The 17,745-nt window shown below is 41.4% G+C and carries 12 protein-coding genes; 2 read left to right on the top strand and 10 right to left on the bottom strand.

The genetic code is table 11. From position 1 onward, the window contains the following. Positions 1-79: 79 nt before the first annotated feature. Positions 80-3,691 carry a DNA-directed RNA polymerase subunit beta gene (rpoB, locus tag RYL77_RS07345; RefSeq protein ID WP_315010807.1) on the bottom strand — a complete coding sequence of 1,204 codons (3,612 nt, stop codon included), beginning with the start codon at positions 3,689-3,691 and terminating at the stop codon, positions 80-82. Positions 3,692-4,173: 482 nt separating this feature from the next. Between rpoB and RYL77_RS07350 the strand changes: the two genes are divergently transcribed. Continuing rightward, entirely contained in the window at positions 4,174-5,658 is a 1,485-nt protein-coding gene (locus RYL77_RS07350) for a M protein trans-acting positive regulator PRD domain-containing protein (RefSeq protein ID WP_315010818.1), read from the top strand. Positions 5,659-5,764: 106 nt separating this feature from the next. Next, positions 5,765-9,661, top strand: a complete 3,897-nt coding sequence (locus tag RYL77_RS07355; RefSeq protein ID WP_315010808.1) for a pullulanase — start codon at positions 5,765-5,767, stop codon at positions 9,659-9,661. 75 nt (positions 9,662-9,736) lie between these two features. Here RYL77_RS07355 and RYL77_RS07360 read toward each other — a convergent pair whose 3' ends face one another. The 9 genes from RYL77_RS07360 to glmS form a co-directional block, all read right to left on the bottom strand. Then, positions 9,737-10,501: an amino acid ABC transporter ATP-binding protein gene (locus RYL77_RS07360; RefSeq protein ID WP_315010809.1), complete on the bottom strand. Its 765-nt coding sequence runs from the start codon at positions 10,499-10,501 to the stop codon at positions 9,737-9,739. Between the two features lie 9 nt (positions 10,502-10,510). Further along, complete coding sequence (locus RYL77_RS07365) at positions 10,511-11,230, bottom strand: amino acid ABC transporter permease (RefSeq protein WP_315010810.1); 720 nt, start codon at positions 11,228-11,230, stop codon at positions 10,511-10,513. A 3-nt stretch (positions 11,231-11,233) separates the two neighbouring features. Beyond that, positions 11,234-11,926, bottom strand: coding sequence for an amino acid ABC transporter permease (locus RYL77_RS07370; protein ID WP_315010811.1), 693 nt, complete (start codon positions 11,924-11,926; stop codon positions 11,234-11,236). A 33-nt stretch (positions 11,927-11,959) separates the two neighbouring features. Beyond that, on the bottom strand, positions 11,960-12,838 hold the full coding sequence (locus RYL77_RS07375; RefSeq protein WP_315010812.1) for a transporter substrate-binding domain-containing protein: 879 nt from the start codon (positions 12,836-12,838) through the stop codon (positions 11,960-11,962). A gap of 11 nt (positions 12,839-12,849) precedes the next feature. Continuing rightward, a complete protein-coding gene (locus RYL77_RS07380; RefSeq protein ID WP_315010813.1) occupies positions 12,850-13,848 on the bottom strand; it encodes a uroporphyrinogen decarboxylase family protein in 999 nt (332 codons plus the stop codon). Between the two features lie 2 nt (positions 13,849-13,850). Continuing rightward, on the bottom strand, positions 13,851-14,054 hold the full coding sequence (locus RYL77_RS07385) for a hypothetical protein (RefSeq protein ID WP_315010814.1): 204 nt from the start codon (positions 14,052-14,054) through the stop codon (positions 13,851-13,853). 9 nt (positions 14,055-14,063) lie between these two features. Beyond that, entirely contained in the window at positions 14,064-15,071 is a 1,008-nt protein-coding gene (locus RYL77_RS07390) for a uroporphyrinogen decarboxylase family protein (RefSeq protein WP_315010815.1), read from the bottom strand. A 220-nt stretch (positions 15,072-15,291) separates the two neighbouring features. After that, positions 15,292-16,341, bottom strand: coding sequence for an LLM class flavin-dependent oxidoreductase (locus RYL77_RS07395; protein WP_315010816.1), 1,050 nt, complete (start codon positions 16,339-16,341; stop codon positions 15,292-15,294). Positions 16,342-16,459: 118 nt separating this feature from the next. Beyond that, positions 16,460-17,745, bottom strand: a 1,286-nt coding sequence (gene glmS, locus RYL77_RS07400) for a glutamine--fructose-6-phosphate transaminase (isomerizing) (protein ID WP_315010817.1), incomplete at its 5' end; no start/stop codon positions are given.

Raw genomic sequence — 17,745 nt, forward strand, 5'->3', positions numbered from 1 at the left:
GAAGCTAGGGTGATTTGCATACTTTTAAAACGATTTACATCAACCACTATTTCTTCCCTTTCTATTCTAAGTGAACTGCTTATTCTTCTTCAGCAGCTTCTTCTGTTGCTTCCGCTTTTGTTGCTTTCTCAGCTTCTTCAGCTTCAAAGGCTGCTTTAGCCTCTTGTGCTGCTTTTTCGCGGGCTTTTTCAAGGTCATCTACGTGGATGACATCTTCGTCCATTCCTTCATCCAAGTCACGAAGTTCCACTTCTTGGTCATCTTCGTCTAGGACACGCATGTCAAGACCAAGAGATTGCAATTCTTTGACAAGAACTCGGAAGGATTCTGGAACACCTGGTTTTGGAATTGGTTTTCCTTTTGTAATGGCTTCATAAGCTTTCAAACGTCCGTTGATATCGTCAGACTTGTAAGTCAAGATTTCTTGAAGAACATTTGACGCACCGTAGGCTTCAAGAGCCCAAACCTCCATCTCACCGAAACGTTGTCCACCAAACTGAGCTTTACCTCCGAGTGGTTGTTGGGTAACGGTTGAGTATGGTCCGACTGAACGAGCGTGCAATTTATCATCAACCATGTGGTGGAGTTTGATCATGTACATGACTCCGACAGAAACACGGTTATCAAACGGTTCACCAGTACGTCCATCGTAAAGGATTGTTTTGGCATCGCTATCCATACCTGCTTCTTTAACGGTTGACCAAAGATCTTCTGAACTTGCTCCGTCAAAGACTGGTGTTGCAATGTGGATATCAAGAGTACGAGCCGCCATACCAAGGTGAAGCTCCATAACCTGACCGATATTCATACGTGATGGCACCCCAAGTGGGTTCAACATGATGTCGACTGGAGTTCCATCTGGAAGGTAAGGCATGTCTTCTACAGGAACAATACGAGAGACAACCCCTTTGTTTCCGTGACGTCCGGCCATCTTATCTCCGACCTTGATCTTACGTTTTTGAGCGATGTAGACGCGAACCAGCATGTTAACACCTGATTGCAACTCATCTCCATTTGCACGTGTAAAGATCTTAACATCACGAACGACACCATCGGCACCGTGTGGTACACGAAGAGAAGTATCACGCACTTCACGAGATTTATCTCCGAAGATAGCGTGCAAGAGACGTTCTTCAGCTGAAAGGTCTTTCTCACCCTTAGGTGTTACTTTACCTACAAGGATGTCGCCTTCTTTAACCTCAGCACCGATACGGATAATACCCATTTCGTCAAGGTCTTTAAGAGCGTCTTCCCCAACGTTTGGAATTTCACGAGTAATTTCTTCAGGCCCAAGCTTTGTATCGCGCGTTTCTGATTCGTATTCTTCAAGGTGGACAGATGTGTAGACATCGTCTTTAACCAAGCGTTCGCTCATGATAACGGCATCCTCGAAGTTGTAACCTTCCCAAGTCATGTAGGCAACGATTGGGTTTTGTCCAAGCGCCATTTCTCCATTTTCCATAGAAGGTCCGTCAGCAATGAAATCGCCTTTTTCAACGACATCTCCAACTTTTACGAGAGTGCGTTGGTTGTAAGCAGTACCTGAGTTTGAACGACGGAATTTTTGGATGTGATAAACATCCAATGAACCATCTTCACGACGAACTTCTACCTTGTCAGCATCTGCGTAAGTAACTTTACCATCATACTGAGCAATCACAGCAGCTCCTGAATCGTGGGCTGCTTGGTATTCCATACCAGTACCAACGTAAGGTGCTTTAGGATTAATCAATGGCACAGCCTGACGTTGCATGTTGGCTCCCATGAGGGCACGGTTGGAGTCATCGTTTTCCAAGAAAGGAATACATGCTGTCGCAACGGCAACTACCTGTTTTGGTGATACGTCCATGTAGTCAACAACATTAGCTGGATACTCTTGGTTGACCCCTTGGTGACGTCCCATGACAACTTTCTCAGCAAATGTTCCATCTTCATTCAGACGAGAATTAGCCTGTGCTACAGTAAATTCATCTTCTTCATCGGCTGTCAACCAAACGATTTCATTCGTAACGACACCTGTTTCACGGTCAACTTTACGGTATGGTGTTTGAACAAAACCATACTTGTTCAAATGTCCGTAAGATGACAAGTTATTAATCAAACCGATGTTAGGTCCTTCAGGTGTCTCGATTGGACACATACGACCATAGTGAGTGTAGTGCACGTCACGGACTTCATATCCAGCACGGTCACGTGTCAAACCACCAGGTCCTAAGGCTGACAAACGGCGTTTGTGAGACAACTCAGAAAGTGGGTTGTGTTGGTCCATGAACTGTGACAACTGTGATGAACCAAAGAATTCTTTAACCGCAGCTGTTACAGGACGGATATTAATGATTTGTTGCGGTGTCAAGACTTCGTTATCTTGAACAGACATACGTTCACGGACATTACGTTCCATACGAGAAAGTCCAAGACGTACTTGGTTAGCAAGCAATTCACCAACCGCACGGATACGACGGTTTCCAAGGTGGTCGATATCATCTACACGGCCAAGCCCTTCCGCCAAGTTGAGGAAGTAGCTCATTTCAGCAAGGATATCTGCAGGAGTAACGATACGAACCTTGTCATCTGGATTAGCATTACCGATGATCGTTACAACGCGGTCTGGATCAGTTGGTGCAACAACCTTGAATTTTTGAAGAACAACAGGATCAGTCACAACCGCCGCATCATTTGGAATGTAGACAATCTTGTTCAAGTCGCCATCCAAATGGCTTTCAATACTTTCAATCACGCTACGAGTCATGATTGTTCCAGCTTCTACCAAGATTTCTCCTGTTTCAGGGTCTACCAATGGCTCAGCAATAGTTTGGTTAAGCAAGCGTGTTTTAACATTGAGTTTTTTATTGATTTTGTAACGACCAACAGCTGCCAAGTCATAGCGACGTGGATCAAAGAAACGAGCCACAAGCAAGCTACGTGAGCTTTCAGCAGTCTTAGGCTCACCTGGACGAAGGCGTTCGTAAATTTCTTTCAAAGCTTCGTCGGTACGAGAGTCCATTGGATTCTTGTGGATATCTTTTTCAACAGTGTTGCGAACCAATTCGCTGTCACCAAAGATATCAAAGATTTCATCATCTCCTGAAAAACCAAGAGCACGAACCAAGGTCGTAAATGGAATCTTACGAGTACGGTCGATACGAGTATAGGCGATATCTTTTGAGTCGCTTTCAAGTTCCAACCAAGCTCCACGGTTAGGGATAACAGTTGAACCGTAGCCCACTTTACCGTTTTTGTCAACTTTATCGTTAAAGTAAACACCTGGTGAGCGGACCAACTGAGATACGATGATACGTTCACCACCATTGATGATAAAAGTACCCATTTCTGTCATGATTGGGAAATCACCAAAGAAAACTTCTTGGGTCTTGATTTCGCCTGTTTCTTTATTGATCAAACGGAAAGTTACAAAAATTGGTGCTGAGTAGCTAGCATCGTGGATACGAGCTTCTTCTAGCGTGTATTTTGGTTCCTTGATTTCATATCCAACGAATTCCAACTCCATCGTGTCTGTGAAGTTTGAAATTGGCAATACATCTTCAAATACTTCCTTAAGACCGTGGTCTAGGAAAGCTTTGAATGAGTCAGTTTGAATTTCAATCAAATTTGGTAAGTCAAGAACTTCTTTGATTCTTGAAAAACTACGACGGGTACGATGTTTCCCGTATTGAACGTCATGTCCTGCCAAGATGATTCTCCTTTGTAAATAAGTTCCAAGCCTTGTCAATCAGGCTTTTCTAATCTTCATATGGTTGTAAAACCCTTATCACTGTGTCCTATTGACGAATTTTCAGAATCTTTAAGTCTTTGTTACAAATACTCGAAATCCTGAAAAAAAGCACAAAAAGAGCAGCTAAATCTGACTTTTTCAGAAGATTTAACTGCTGTGAGCCTTGTCTGGACAATATTTCAGACAAAACCTACGACAAATGATTACTCATATTATACCCTATTTAGCTAGATTTTTCAAGGGATTCTGTAGATTTTTGGTAATTTTTTTCCTATAAAAAAATTTAATTCAACGATCACTTTGCAAACTTCATTTTCAGTTTAATTGCTCAATAGAAATATAGTAAATTGCGATTTTGCCATTTTATATTAGGTTGTTTTTCTTGACTTTGCCAGATTTTTCTTTTAATATATATGTATAAATATATAGGGAGGTTTATGATGAATATCTTGCTTTCTAAGACTGAACAAGATTTGCTATTCTTACTAGAAGAATTAACCAAACACCATGATTGGATAGAACTCTCAGTCTTGGCTGAGAAGCTGAATTATTCAATAGAAGAATTGCAAGAACACCTTTTTAAGCTTGAGCAATTATTTCCAAACCTCCTGCTTCAATCAAGAAATAAAGGTATTCAATTGCAATTTGACTTTCAAAACACCTTGGATCCTAGGATTGCAATTTTTAAACAATCTGAAACCTATTCTTTTTTGAACTGTCTATTTTTCAAAGAGGGACAATCACTTGAGCAAATGTGTCAGGAACTTTCGACTAACACAGAGCATATTGAGGAAATCATCCAGCATCTAAATACTAAACTTCCACAGCACTATGGCATCAGCATCCAACTTTCCCCTTTATTCATGGAGGGAACAGAAGAGGACATTCGTGCCTTTTATCTAGACTACTTTAGCCAAAGTTATGACTTTCTTGATTGGTCTTTCTCTTCTATTTCCGAAGAGTGTCTGACTGACTTGATTCAGCTATTTTTGAACGCCCAACAAGTTTCACCCAACCTCAGTAGTTTACGACAAATCAAATATACTCTAGCTATCAATCTGGAGCGCTTTAATAAGAGTCATTTGATTGAAAATTCTACTCCTCTTTTAACCAGTCACTACAGCACCCTCCTGCAAATTCCGCAGTTTGAACAAGATATCAAAAAACTAGCTAAAAAACTTAATTTTGAACCGAAACAGGAGACGCTAGAACAGCTATTTTCAAACCCAGTAAAGTCTCCTCAAATCACAAACAATCCTAGCAATGGAGCACTGGGTAATATTCATCATATCCAAAAATCCTACCGTTTATTGAGCCAAATTCTAGAAGAACTGACCAAAGAATTTCACCTACAGATTGAAAATCGTGAGGAATTGGTTTGGCTCCTCCACTACACTGCCCAATCTGATTTCTTCCATTTACTCAGTAACCAGTCTCTCGACAGACAGAAATCCCAAATTTTAAGCAGTTATCAAGTAGAATTTCCAAAACTATTTGAAGTAAGTCAACACAAATTCCAATCTTACCTGACTGAAATGGGGTTAGAAAATCACCCAAGTAAGCTACAAGAACTTGTCTACACCTTTTCTATACAAGGGCATCGAATTTTAGTCCAATTACTTCAAAAACTTCCCAAAATACGTGTTTTGGTCATTAGTCATCTGGATACTCATCATGCACAAAATCTAATCGACACCCTAACTCACTACGGCAATAATCTCTATCTCTTTGATTCTTGGGAAGAAGCTACTATTTCATTCTCAATTCTCAATCAAATCCCTCACGATATTGTTATTAGCACCTTTCCTGTCACCAACTCTCCGAAACCAATTATTTGTAGCCGGAACCTTTCTACTGCAGAACTATTTCACCACCTCCACCTTTTGGGTTCACAAATTCATAAAGAAAGACTGGCTAAATCGTAGCAAAATCTGTTACGATTTTTCTTTTAGTTTAATTTCAAGAAAACGCTTGCATATTATTTTACTAAGTGCTATACTGATAGAGAAATTCATTTACAGGAGAATCATTATGAGAAAAACACCATCTCAAACTGAGAAAAAAATGGTCTACAGCATCCGTTCCCTCAAGAATGGAACTGGTTCTGTCCTTATCGGCGCAAGCTTTGTCCTACTTGCCATGGCTACACCAACTATCTCAGCCAACGAAAATACTACAAGCAATAAGGGAACTAGCAATGAAACTACTACTGCTCTTGCCCAACCTCTTACTGATACAGCAGTTCACTCTGATAAGAAGGAAAGTGATATTTCTTCGCCTAAAAATGCAAACGCTTCCCTAGCGAAAATAGAAGAAAAACCTGCAACAGAGGCAACTACTCCTGCTGCAAGCCCAGCTGATTCAGCACCACAAACTGGGAAAAATCGTTCAAGTGAGCCAACCACTTCTACTAGTCCAGTAACGACTGAAACTAAGGCAGAAGAGCCAATCGAAGACAACTACTTCCGTATCCACGTCAAAAAGCTTCCTGAAGAAAACAAGGATGCTCAAGGACTATGGACTTGGGACGATGTTGAAAAACCTTCTGAAAACTGGCCAAACGGAGCCTTGTCCTTTAAAGATGCCAAAAAAGATGACTACGGCTACTACCTAGATGTCAAATTAAAGGGAGAGCAAGCCAAGAAAATTAGCTTCCTTATCAATAATACAGCTGGAAAAAATCTAACTGGCGATAAATATGCAGAAAAACTGGCACCAAAGATGAGCGAGGCTTGGTTGGACCAAGATTACAAGGTTTTCTCTTACGAACCACAACCTGCAGGGACTGTTCGCGTCAACTACTACCGTACAGATGGCAACTATGACAAGAAATCTCTCTGGTACTGGGGAGATGTGAAAAATCCAAGTAGCGCTCAATGGCCTGACGGAACAGACTTTACAGCTACAGGAAAATACGGTCGCTATATTGACATTCCTCTTAAGGATGCCGCAAAAGAATTCGGCTTTTTATTACTAGATGAGAGCAAACAAGGAGACGATGTGAAAATCCGTAAAGAAGATTATAAGTTCACAGATTTAAAAAATCATAGCCAAATTTTCCTAAAAGACGATGATGAATCGATTTACACAAATCCATACTATGTCCATGATATCCGTATGACAGGAGCCCAACACGTAGGCACTTCTAGCATTGAGAGTAGTTTTTCAACACTTGTCGGTGCTAAAAAAGAAGATATCCTCAAACACTCCAACATCACTAATCACCTAGGAAACAAAGTAACTATCACCGATGTTGCAATCGATGAAGCTGGTAAGAAAGTGACTTACAGCGGAGATTTCTCAGATACAAAACATCCATATACTGTTAGCTACAATTCCGATCAATTCACTACCAAAACAAGCTGGCGACTTAAAGATGAGACATACAACTATGATGGCAAACTGGGAGCTGACCTAAAAGAAGAAGGAAAACAAGTTGATTTAACCCTTTGGTCACCAAGTGCTGATAAGGTTTCTGTCGTTGTCTACGACAAGAATGACCCTGAAAAAGTGGTTGGAACTGTCGCTCTTGAAAAAGGGGAAAGAGGAACTTGGAAACAAACTCTAGATAGCACAAACAAACTAGGAATCACAGATTTCACTGGCTACTATTATCAATACCAAATCGAGCGTCAGGGGAAAACTGTTCTTGCACTCGATCCTTACGCTAAGTCACTCGCTGCTTGGAATAGTGACGATGCCAAGATTGACGATGCCCATAAAGTGGCTAAAGCTGCCTTTGTAGATCCAGCTAAATTAGGACCTCAAGACTTGACTTATGGTAAGATTCACAACTTCAAAACTCGTGAAGATGCCGTTATCTATGAAGCTCATGTGCGTGACTTCACTTCAGATCCTGCCATTGCAAAAGACTTGACCAAACCATTTGGTACCTTTGAAGCCTTTATCGAAAAACTAGACTACCTCAAAGACTTGGGTGTAACCCACATCCAGCTCCTTCCAGTCTTGTCTTACTACTTTGTCAATGAGTTGAAAAACCATGAACGCTTGTCTGACTATGCTTCAAGCAACAGCAACTACAACTGGGGATATGACCCTCAAAACTACTTCTCCTTGACTGGTATGTACTCAAGCGATCCTAAGAATCCAGAAAAACGAATCGCAGAATTTAAAAACCTCATCAACGAAATCCACAAACGTGGCATGGGAGCTATCCTAGATGTCGTTTATAACCATACAGCCAAGGTCGATATCTTTGAAGACCTAGAGCCAAACTACTATCACTTTATGGATGCTGATGGAACACCACGAACTAGCTTTGGTGGTGGACGCTTGGGAACAACCCACCATATGACCAAACGTCTCCTAGTTGATTCTATCAAATATCTGGTTGATACTTACAAAGTGGATGGATTCCGCTTCGATATGATGGGAGACCATGATGCGGCTTCTATCGAAGAAGCTTACAAGGCTGCACGCGCCCTCAATCCAAACCTCATCATGCTGGGTGAAGGTTGGAGAACCTATGCTGGTGATGAAAATATGCCTACTAGAGCTGCTGACCAAGATTGGATGAAACATACCGATACTGTCGCAGTCTTCTCAGACGACATCCGTAACAACCTTAAATCTGGTTATCCAAACGAAGGTCAACCTGCCTTTATCACAGGTGGCAAGCGTGATATCAACACCATCTTCAAAAATATCATTGCTCAACCAACCAACTTTGAAGCAGACAGCCCTGGAGATGTCATCCAATACATCGCAGCCCATGATAACTTGACCCTCTTTGATATCATTGCCCAGTCTATCAAAAAAGACCCAAGCAAGGCTGAGAACTATGCTGAAATCCATCGTCGTTTGCGACTTGGAAACCTCATGGTCTTGACAGCTCAAGGAACTCCATTTATCCACTCTGGTCAAGAATATGGACGTACCAAACAATTCCGTGACCCAGCATACAAGACTCCAGTAGCAGAGGATAAGGTTCCAAACAAATCTCACTTGTTGCGTGATAAGGACGGCAATCCATTTGACTATCCTTACTTCATCCATGACTCTTACGATTCGAGTGATGCTATTAACAAGTTTGACTGGACTAAGGCTACAGATGGTAAAGCTTATCCTGAAAATGTCAAGAGCCGTGACTATATGAAAGGTTTGATTGCCCTTCGTCAATCTACAGATGCCTTCCGACTTAAGAGTCTCCAAGATATCAAAGACCGTGTCCACCTCATCACTGTTCCAGGTCAAAATGGTGTGGAAAAAGAGGACGTGGTGATTGGCTACCAAATCACTGCTCCAAACGGAGATATCTACGCAGTCTTTGTCAATGCGGACGAAAAAGCTCGTGAATTTAACTTGGGAACTGCCTTTGCCCACCTCAGAAATGCTGAAGTTTTAGCAGATGAAAACCAAGCAGGACCAGTCGGAATTGCCAACCCTAAAGGGCTTGAATGGACTGAAAAAGGCTTGAAATTAAATGCCCTTACAGCTACTGTTCTTAGAATCTCTCAAGGCGGTGCCATCGTTGCCCCAGCTGTGGAAGAAAAACCAGAATTTGATCTTTCTAGCTTAACACAAGAGCAAGGTCAAAATAATGGCCAAGGTAATATTCCAAACCGAGTCGTCAAACCGGAACATCAAAATCCAGCTCCACAAACTAAACCTGATTCTGCAAAAACAGATACAAAAGTAGCTGATGCAGAAAATAAACCTAGCCAAGCTACAGCTGATTCACAAGCTCAACAACCAGCACAAGAAGCACAAGCATCATCTGTAAAAGAGACGGTTCAAAACGAATCAGTAGAAAACTCTAGCAAGGATAATACACCTGCACCCCTAGCTAAACAAGCTGAACTTCCAAATACAGGAACCAAAAACGATCACAAACTCCTGTTTGCAGGAATCAGCCTCCTTGCACTCCTAGGTCTCGCTTTCTTACTAAAAAACAAAAAAGAGAACTAAACTAGCCCTCCTATAGAACAATCCCCCAAGCCTTAACGCTCGGGGGATTGATTTTTGCCCTGATAAGCCTATCTATCAAATCATATATTCTACACTATAGGTCGCATCCGAGAGTATTCGTGCCAAAAATTGCTTAGTTCTTTCTTCTTTTGGACGACTAAAGAAATCATGGGCATTATTTTCTTCAACAATTTTCCCACCGTCCATAAAGATAACATGATTGGCTACATCTCTAGCAAAACCCATCTCATGAGTCACTACTACCATAGTAACTCCTTCTTTAGCTAACTGTTTTAAAATATCTAAAACATCCCCTACCAACTCTGGATCCAAGGCCGATGTCGGCTCATCTAATAAAATGACCTCTGGTTTCACAGCGATGGCACGCGCAATGCCAATTCGTTGTTGCTGGCCTCCAGAAAGCTGAGAGGGATAGTAATCTTTATAAGCTAGTAAACCAACTTTTTCTAAGGCAGCTTCCGCACGTTTGGTTGCTTCTTCCTTAGGAATTTTTCGAGCAATCACCAGGCCCTCTAAAATATTTTCCAAGGCTGTTTTATTAGCAAATAAATTATAATGTTGAAAAACAAAGGCGGTCTTCTGGCGAATTTCTAAAATATCTTTTTTGGTCAATTTGCCAAGATCGTATTCTTTATCAGCAAGCTTCAAAGAGCCACTATCGGCCTTTTCTAAATGATTGAGACATCTGAGAAAAGTCGTTTTACCTGATCCAGATGGTCCCAATATTACAACCACATCCCCTTGGTTGACCTTGAGATTAACATCTTCTAGGACTTGTCTGTCTCCAAATTTTTTTGCAATATGTTCTACTTGTAACATTGTCTCCTCCTATGCTAAACCTGCACTGGGCACTACTTGTCCCTTTTCTCTTTTATAGCGTTTCTCTAAGATTGAAAAGCCCCATTGAATCAATCCGCAAATAAGAATGTACTGTAAAAAGATCACAAAATAGGATTCAAAATACTGATAACCATAAGAGGCTTCAACACGGGCAATAGCTGTAATATCCTTAATGGTCATCACAAAAACTAAAGAGGTTCCTTTTACAATATTTATGACTAGATTAGCCAGATTAGGCAAGGCTGACCGCAAGGCCTGTGGAAAAACAATCCTCACATAAGCCTGACTAGTGCTTAAACCAATCGCTTGTGCAGCTTCTAATTGTCCCTTATCCACAGTTAAAATAGCCGAACGTAAGATTTCTGATAAACTACCTGTTGTCATCAAACTATAGATAATAAAAGCATAATAGATCGGATTGAGTTTAAAGATGTCAACATCACTTCCTATGCTTTTGAGAAATTGATTGAGCAAACTCGGAAACAAACTATAAAAGAAAAGAATCAGCAAAATCGGAGGTGTCGCTCTTATAAAAGCTAGATACACGAGAGAGAAGGTTCGAACACCTTTGACTTTGTATATTTGCCCCAGAGCTAAAAACAAGGCTGGTAGAGAACTTAAGACCATGGCTACAATCATGATGACCAAGGTGGTCGGTACCCCTTTTAAGGTCTCTAAAAAGGTTTTTGCAATATAGTCCAAATCCATATCCTATCTCCCTTTCGTTTCCAAAGTTTTTTCTAACAAGCGACTCAAGAAGGAAACAGCCAAGGCTACACCCCAATAAAGAATGGCAACCGCTGTATAGGTTTCAAGAGAGTAATTCCCCAAATTACGACTAATTAAGAGATTCCCAGCCCCCATGACATCTACAAAACCAATCGTATAAGCTAGGGCAGCGTCCCGCATCAAATTTAGAATGGCGGTCGTCACATTTGGAAGAGCCACTTGAAAGGCCTGAGGAAAAATGATTCTCCAAAATGTCTGACTAGGTGTCAGACCAATACTGACTCCAGCCTCCATCTGACCTTTTGGAATTGCCTGATAGGACGCCTTAAATACTTCTGCAATGATAGCTGCAAATAGCAAGACCATGGTGAATAAGACGAAGACCGTTTTAGACCAGTTGTTGATATCTAAATTTAGCCACCATTTTAAAAATTCAGGTAAACCATAAAAGACAAGGAATAGTAAAACAATAGGGGGAGTACAGCGAAGAGTAAAAATATAGCCCTTAGAAAGACCTGCAAAAGTCTTGTCTTCTCCCACTTGAGCCCAAGCCAGTAAGCCACCGAAAAGGGAACCGAGGATTGTAGTAAAAAAGAGAATGGACAAGGTCATAGGAAGTGCCTGCCATAAGGTGGGTAAAAATTGGAACACTCTTGAAAAATCATATGAAACCATGTAAACCTCTTTCTAACATGCCTGATTGCTCATCTAATCTTTATCAACATAACTAAAGACATCTTCTTCAAAGTATTTTTGAGAAAGTTTAGCTAGAGTACCATCTTCTTTTAATTCTTTAATAGCCTTTTCATACTCTTTAGCAAACTTCTCTCCCTTTTCATCACGGTGAATCAATGGATAGGTTGGGATTCCTTTATAAGGGAACCAACTAAGTTTGTCCGCATATTGGTGGTAAGAACCATCCTCTGCTGTCACTGCTTTTTCAAAAGACAACTTGATGTCAAAGAAAGCATCATAACGTCCTTCTAAAACCCAAGCATAAGCATCTGCCACTTTGAAGGATTCAGCTGCTGTCAACTCAATTGGTGTATCCTTATGCTTGTCATTATAGCTATTGATAACATTCCACTGGGCATTTTGAGGAGAGATGGGTACTAATTTTCCTTTGTTTTTGGCGAAATCATCAATATTCTTATATTTGGCTTCATCTTCTTTTCTAACAGTAAAACCAATAATACTGGCTCCTACTGGCTCAGATGGAATAATGAATTTCTTAGCCCGTTCATCTGTATACCAAGCACCTTTAGTTCCAATATCGTACTTGCCGGACTCCAGTCCAATCAAGAGATCATCATCACTAGTTCCTGTATACTCAAATTTATAATCTGCTAATTTCTCATCAACCGCCTTTAAAACAGCAACTTCATAACCATCTGATTCCCCTTTTTCGTCAATAAAATCATAAGGGACATAGTTTTGAGTATGGGCAACTTTTAAAGTTGTTACTTGTCCAGATGAAGCAGCATCTGCACCTTTAGCAGATGCTCCTGCCAAAGTTCTACCAATAATTGTTGCTCCAAGCACTGCCGCAACCGCAACTCCACCAATAATCCATGTTTTCTTACTCATATTCTTCTCCTTTATTTAGCTACTGTTTCTCTCACCCACTGGATACGCTCCACTGCAATATCGCTCGGAATAGTACAATCTGCTCCCAGTATGAGGCCCTCTTTGCCTGTTTCTTCTATCAATCGTTTGGTCTCAGCTTGAATTTCATCCTTACTGCCTCGATAGAGAAGACCTTCTTTTCCATTTTCAAATCCTCCCAAAACAGTACGCCCCTTGAAAATCTCACGACCTTCTTTTAGACTAATTCCTTCTGGACCAACTGCCCAGTTAAAAACATGAGCTGGATAGTCGGCAAAGATATGAATATCGTTTCGAGCTCCTTCATAGCCACAGATATGAAGGATATTTACCCCACCAACCGACTTAGCTGCATTTAAAACAGTCAGTTCACTCGGCGCAATAATCTCCTGATAGTCTTCAACAGAAACACGCGCATCCTGAATACTTTGCACACTGAGATAGATACCATCTGCTCCTGCATCTCTAATAATGGCTTGACTCAAGCTAGCGATATCTTGTGCAATCACATCGAGGACTTTTTTCAATTTCTGAGAATCTTGAACCAAGAAATCTGCAATGAGATTATCTCCACCAGACACTTCTCCAAGTAACCATTTGAGGTAGGTCACAGGTGCAAAAATATTGTAAATGGCAACAATATCTTCCGTAAACTCCTGCTTAATCTTTTTCACCAATTCCACTTGCTCTCTAATCCACGGATGATCTTCTCCCAGAGGTTCAATCTCTGCCAACTCTTGGAGTGACTTCCCTTTGGCAATAACTGAATTTGGATAAGCGAAATAGCCATCACTCATCAACTTGATAAAGTCGGGATTTAATTCACGGATAAATTGTTTGTGACCTTGTATATTCTTTTCAATAATCACTGGATTTGCAAATCCCTTTAACCATTCCTCTTCTGATGTAAAGTGGTGCCAAAAACCGACAGGCACACGATCAACCGCTTCTCCTCTAAATGCTTTTAAAACCCATTCTCTTTTTTCTGACATCTCTATTCTCCATTTATTTCTTTTTCGACTAATAAAACACTAGCAATATCATTGGTTTGAATAAAGGGAAGACTTCCCTTCTGAAAATCCTGAATCCCATGGCATCTTGGCCCCTCCTTACAAGTAAGTCCCTTTGTAAGACTAATCGCAAGTAAGATAACAAAGCCAAGGACTGCCCCTACTAATAGCCACTTTTTTCTTTTCATAAGACCCTCCTATTCTAAAACAGCAGCCTGACGAATCCAGTCCAATCTTTCCAATTCAAAATCATCTGGAACCGTACAATCCGCTCCAAGAAGGACTCCTCTAGTCCCAGCTTCAGCCAACAAGCGTTTGGTTTCCTCTTGTAGTTCAGCCTTTCTACCTCCATAAATCAGGCTCTGCTTCCCATTTTCAAAACCACCCAAGACCGCTTTACCATGAAATAGCTCCTGACCTTGAGGCAAACTAACTGCTTCATGGTGGGTTGCCCAGTTGAAAACTTGGGCTGGATAATCTTTGAAAATAGTCACATCGTTACTGGCACCTTGGAAACCGCAGATATGCAGGATATTTATCCCACCTGCCTGATTAGCAGCTTCTAAAATCTTTATGTTACTTGGCTCGATATAGGTCTGGTACAAGTCTGGTGTGATGCGCTCATCCTGAATTTCTTGCGTACTAAGGTAAATCCCATCTGCTCCACCATCCTGAATGATTGCCTTGGTCAGGATAGCGATATCCTCAGCAATAACATCTAAAATCTCCCTGAATAGCTCTGGATTTTCAAGAAAAAGATCTGCAACCTCCTTATCACCTCTAGAAGTTTCTGTACGAAACCACCTTTTCAGGTAGGAAATCGGAGAAAAGATATTGTAGAATGATGCAATGTCCTCAGTGAAGGTTGCTCGAATGGCTTGTACCACTTCTACTTGTTGCTGAATCCAAGGATGGTTTTCACCAATCGACTCAATAGAAGCCAACTCCTGAACACTTGCAACAGAAGGATTATAGACATTACTTGAATAAATGAAAAAGCCGTCACTCATTATTTTGACAAAGTCAGGATGAATTCTTTCAACGTACTGCCGATGCCCCTCTACACTTTTTTGAAAGATACGTGGGTTATTTAAACCTTGCCCTTTTTCCTCCAGTGTTACAAAATGAAACCAAAAGCCAACAGGAACCCGTTCCACCTCTTCTCCTCGTATGGCTTTAAAAACTAGTTCTCTTTTACTTGTCATACTTTTCTCCTTCCATTTGGATTGAAACCATCTTACCACTCCTTTTTGCCTTTTCCCAATATATATTGACTATCAACTTGATTGGGATTGTTTATATCAATAACGAAAAAAATCTCTGGAAAGCTTGATTTTACCAGCTTTTCAGAGATTCTTTTCTTTCTTTTACTTTATTAAAATAGTTGTTATATAGATTTTTTATCATCCTGATTAGGATTTTTTATTAAGCCTCTTTCATGGCAAAGTAAGCCCGTACTTTGGGTGCTACTTGCGTTCCGAAGAGTTCAATAGCTCGCAGGACTTGTTCATGTGGCATAGAACCAAGAGGTAGATGGAGCATGAAGCGATCCAAGCCTAAATCCTCAATCATGCGAATCAATTTTTCTGCTACCTGATCTGGATTGCCTACAAACATGGCTCCATTTGCTCCAACCTGCTCAAGGTATTGTTCATAACGTAATTCCTGCCAGTGAGGACGGTCTTTGGAAATAGCATCCACCACTTGCTTGGTCGGATGGAAATATTCTTTTACCGCCTGCTCGCCATCCTCAGCAATCCAACCCCAAGAATGGGCTCCAACCTTTAGCTCATGATTGGCATGACCCGCTTCGCTCCCAATCTCACGATAAGCCTGAATCAACTTTTTAAAATAACGAGGATTGCCACCAATAATGGCATAGACAATCGGTAGGCCTGCCTGAGCAATCTTCACTGTTGATTCGACATGACCACCTGTCGCTATCCACAAGGGCAATTTGTCCTGAACTGGACGAGGATAAACTTCTTTGCCAGAAATTGTTTGGGTCAATCGACCTTGCCAGTCTAGCTTGGTCTTTTCATTAACTAACTGAAGCAAGTCTAATTTCTCATCAAAAAGGGCTTCGTAGTCTTTCAAATCATATCCAAACAAGGGAAAAGATTCCGTGAAAGAACCCCTTCCGGCCATAATCTCCGCTCGTCCATTTGATAAAGCATCGATAGTGGCATACTGTTGGAACAAGCGAATCGGATCCATGCTCGAGAGAATGCTGACTGCACTGGTCAAACGGATTTTCTTGGTATTGACTGCCCCAGCTGCCAGAACAATCTCTGGAGCAGATATCGCAAAATCCGCTCGATGGTGCTCACCAATCCCATACACATCCAAACCAACCTTGTCAGCCAGTTCAATCTCTGCCACCAACTGACGAATGCGTTCGGCATGACTGTAAGTTTGCCCAGTCCCTTCAAGCTCCGTTGTTTCCCCAAATGTTGAAATTCCCAATTCTACCATTGCGATTCTCCCTGTCTACCTCTGTCCTTCAATTTGAAAAATTATTCTAACACAAATCTTGAGTACAAGCAACCGATTTGCTTACAAGAAAAAGCCTAGATAACTAGACTTTTTTAGCTTATTCTACCGTTACTGATTTAGCAAGGTTACGTGGTTTATCCACATCAAGGCCACGGTGGAGGGTTGCAAAGTAAGCGACCAATTGTGTTGGTACGACCATTGAAATTGGTGAGAGGTAAGGGTGGACGGTCGTAAGAACGATGTCGTCTGTATCTTTAGCAACATTCTCTTCTGCTATAGTGAGAACCTTGGCACCACGGGCTGCCACTTCTTGGATATTTCCACGAGTGTGGTTGGCAAGGACTGGATCTGACAAGAGGGCCAAGACAGGCGTTCCCTCTTCAATCAAGGCAATAGTTCCGTGCTTGAGTTCTCCTGCCGCAAAGCCTTCACACTGGATGTAAGAAATCTCTTTGAGTTTTAGACTTGCTTCCATGGCTACGTAGTAATCTTGACCACGTCCAATGTAAAAGGCATTGCGAGTTGTTTCAAGAAGCTCACGAACCTTGGCTTCAATGTTTTCTTTCTCTGAAAGAGTTGATTCGATAGACTGAGCTACGATTGACAACTCATGAACCAGGTCAAAGGCTTGCGCTTTATCATTACCATTTGCTTCTCCAACTGCTTTTGCAAGGAAGGCAAGGGCTGCGATTTGCGCTGTATAAGCCTTGGTTGAGGCTACGGCAATTTCAGGTCCTGCATGAAGGAGCATGGTATGGTTAGCTTCACGAGAAAGAGTTGAACCTGGGACGTTTGTCACTGTCAAGCTTGGGATTCCCATTTCATTAGCCTTGACCAAAACCTGACGGCTATCCGCTGTTTCACCAGACTGGCTGATAAAGATGAAGAGTGGTTTCTTGCTGAGAAGTGGCATACCGTAGCCCCACTCAGATGAGATTCCAAGTTCAACTGGCGTATCTGTCAATTCTTCCAGCATCTTCTTAGAAGCAAATCCTGCGTGGTAAGATGTCCCAGCTGCAAGGATGTAGATACGGTCTGCGTCTTGAACAGCCTTGATGATAGCTGGGTCTACGACAACTTGACCAACCTCATCTGTGTAGGCTTGTATCAACTTACGCATCACTGTTGGTTGCTCATCGATTTCCTTAAGCATGTAGTAAGGATAAGTTCCCTTACCGATATCAGACAAGTCAAGTTCAGCAGTGTAACTAGCACGCTCACGACTGTTACCATCATAGTCTTGAACTTCGACACTATCAGCCTTGACGATTACCAACTCTTGGTCATGAATTTCCATGTATTGGTTGGTCTCACGAATCATAGCCATAGCATCTGAGCAGACCATGTTATATCCTTCCCCAAGACCAATCAAAAGTGGTGATT

Origin of the sequence: uncultured Streptococcus sp. (assembly GCF_963516515.1) — a bacterium.
GTDB lineage: Bacteria > Bacillota > Bacilli > Lactobacillales > Streptococcaceae > Streptococcus.

What these genes read in the sequence shown, in the direction of transcription:
- RYL77_RS07390 (WP_315010815.1), bottom strand. Translation starts at nt 15,071, where the DNA reads ATGACAAGTAAAAGAGAACTAGTTTTTAAAGCCATACGAGGAGAAGAG.
- RYL77_RS07350 (WP_315010818.1), top strand. Translation starts at nt 4,174, where the DNA reads ATGAATATCTTGCTTTCTAAGACTGAACAAGATTTGCTATTCTTACTA.
- RYL77_RS07395 (WP_315010816.1), bottom strand. Translation starts at nt 16,341, where the DNA reads ATGGTAGAATTGGGAATTTCAACATTTGGGGAAACAACGGAGCTTGAA.
- RYL77_RS07380 (WP_315010813.1), bottom strand. Translation starts at nt 13,848, where the DNA reads ATGTCAGAAAAAAGAGAATGGGTTTTAAAAGCATTTAGAGGAGAAGCG.
- RYL77_RS07365 (WP_315010810.1), bottom strand. Translation starts at nt 11,230, where the DNA reads ATGGATTTGGACTATATTGCAAAAACCTTTTTAGAGACCTTAAAAGGG.
- RYL77_RS07370 (WP_315010811.1), bottom strand. Translation starts at nt 11,926, where the DNA reads ATGGTTTCATATGATTTTTCAAGAGTGTTCCAATTTTTACCCACCTTA.
- RYL77_RS07385 (WP_315010814.1), bottom strand. Translation starts at nt 14,054, where the DNA reads ATGAAAAGAAAAAAGTGGCTATTAGTAGGGGCAGTCCTTGGCTTTGTT.
- RYL77_RS07375 (WP_315010812.1), bottom strand. Translation starts at nt 12,838, where the DNA reads ATGAGTAAGAAAACATGGATTATTGGTGGAGTTGCGGTTGCGGCAGTG.
- RYL77_RS07355 (WP_315010808.1), top strand. Translation starts at nt 5,765, where the DNA reads ATGAGAAAAACACCATCTCAAACTGAGAAAAAAATGGTCTACAGCATC.
- RYL77_RS07360 (WP_315010809.1), bottom strand. Translation starts at nt 10,501, where the DNA reads ATGTTACAAGTAGAACATATTGCAAAAAAATTTGGAGACAGACAAGTC.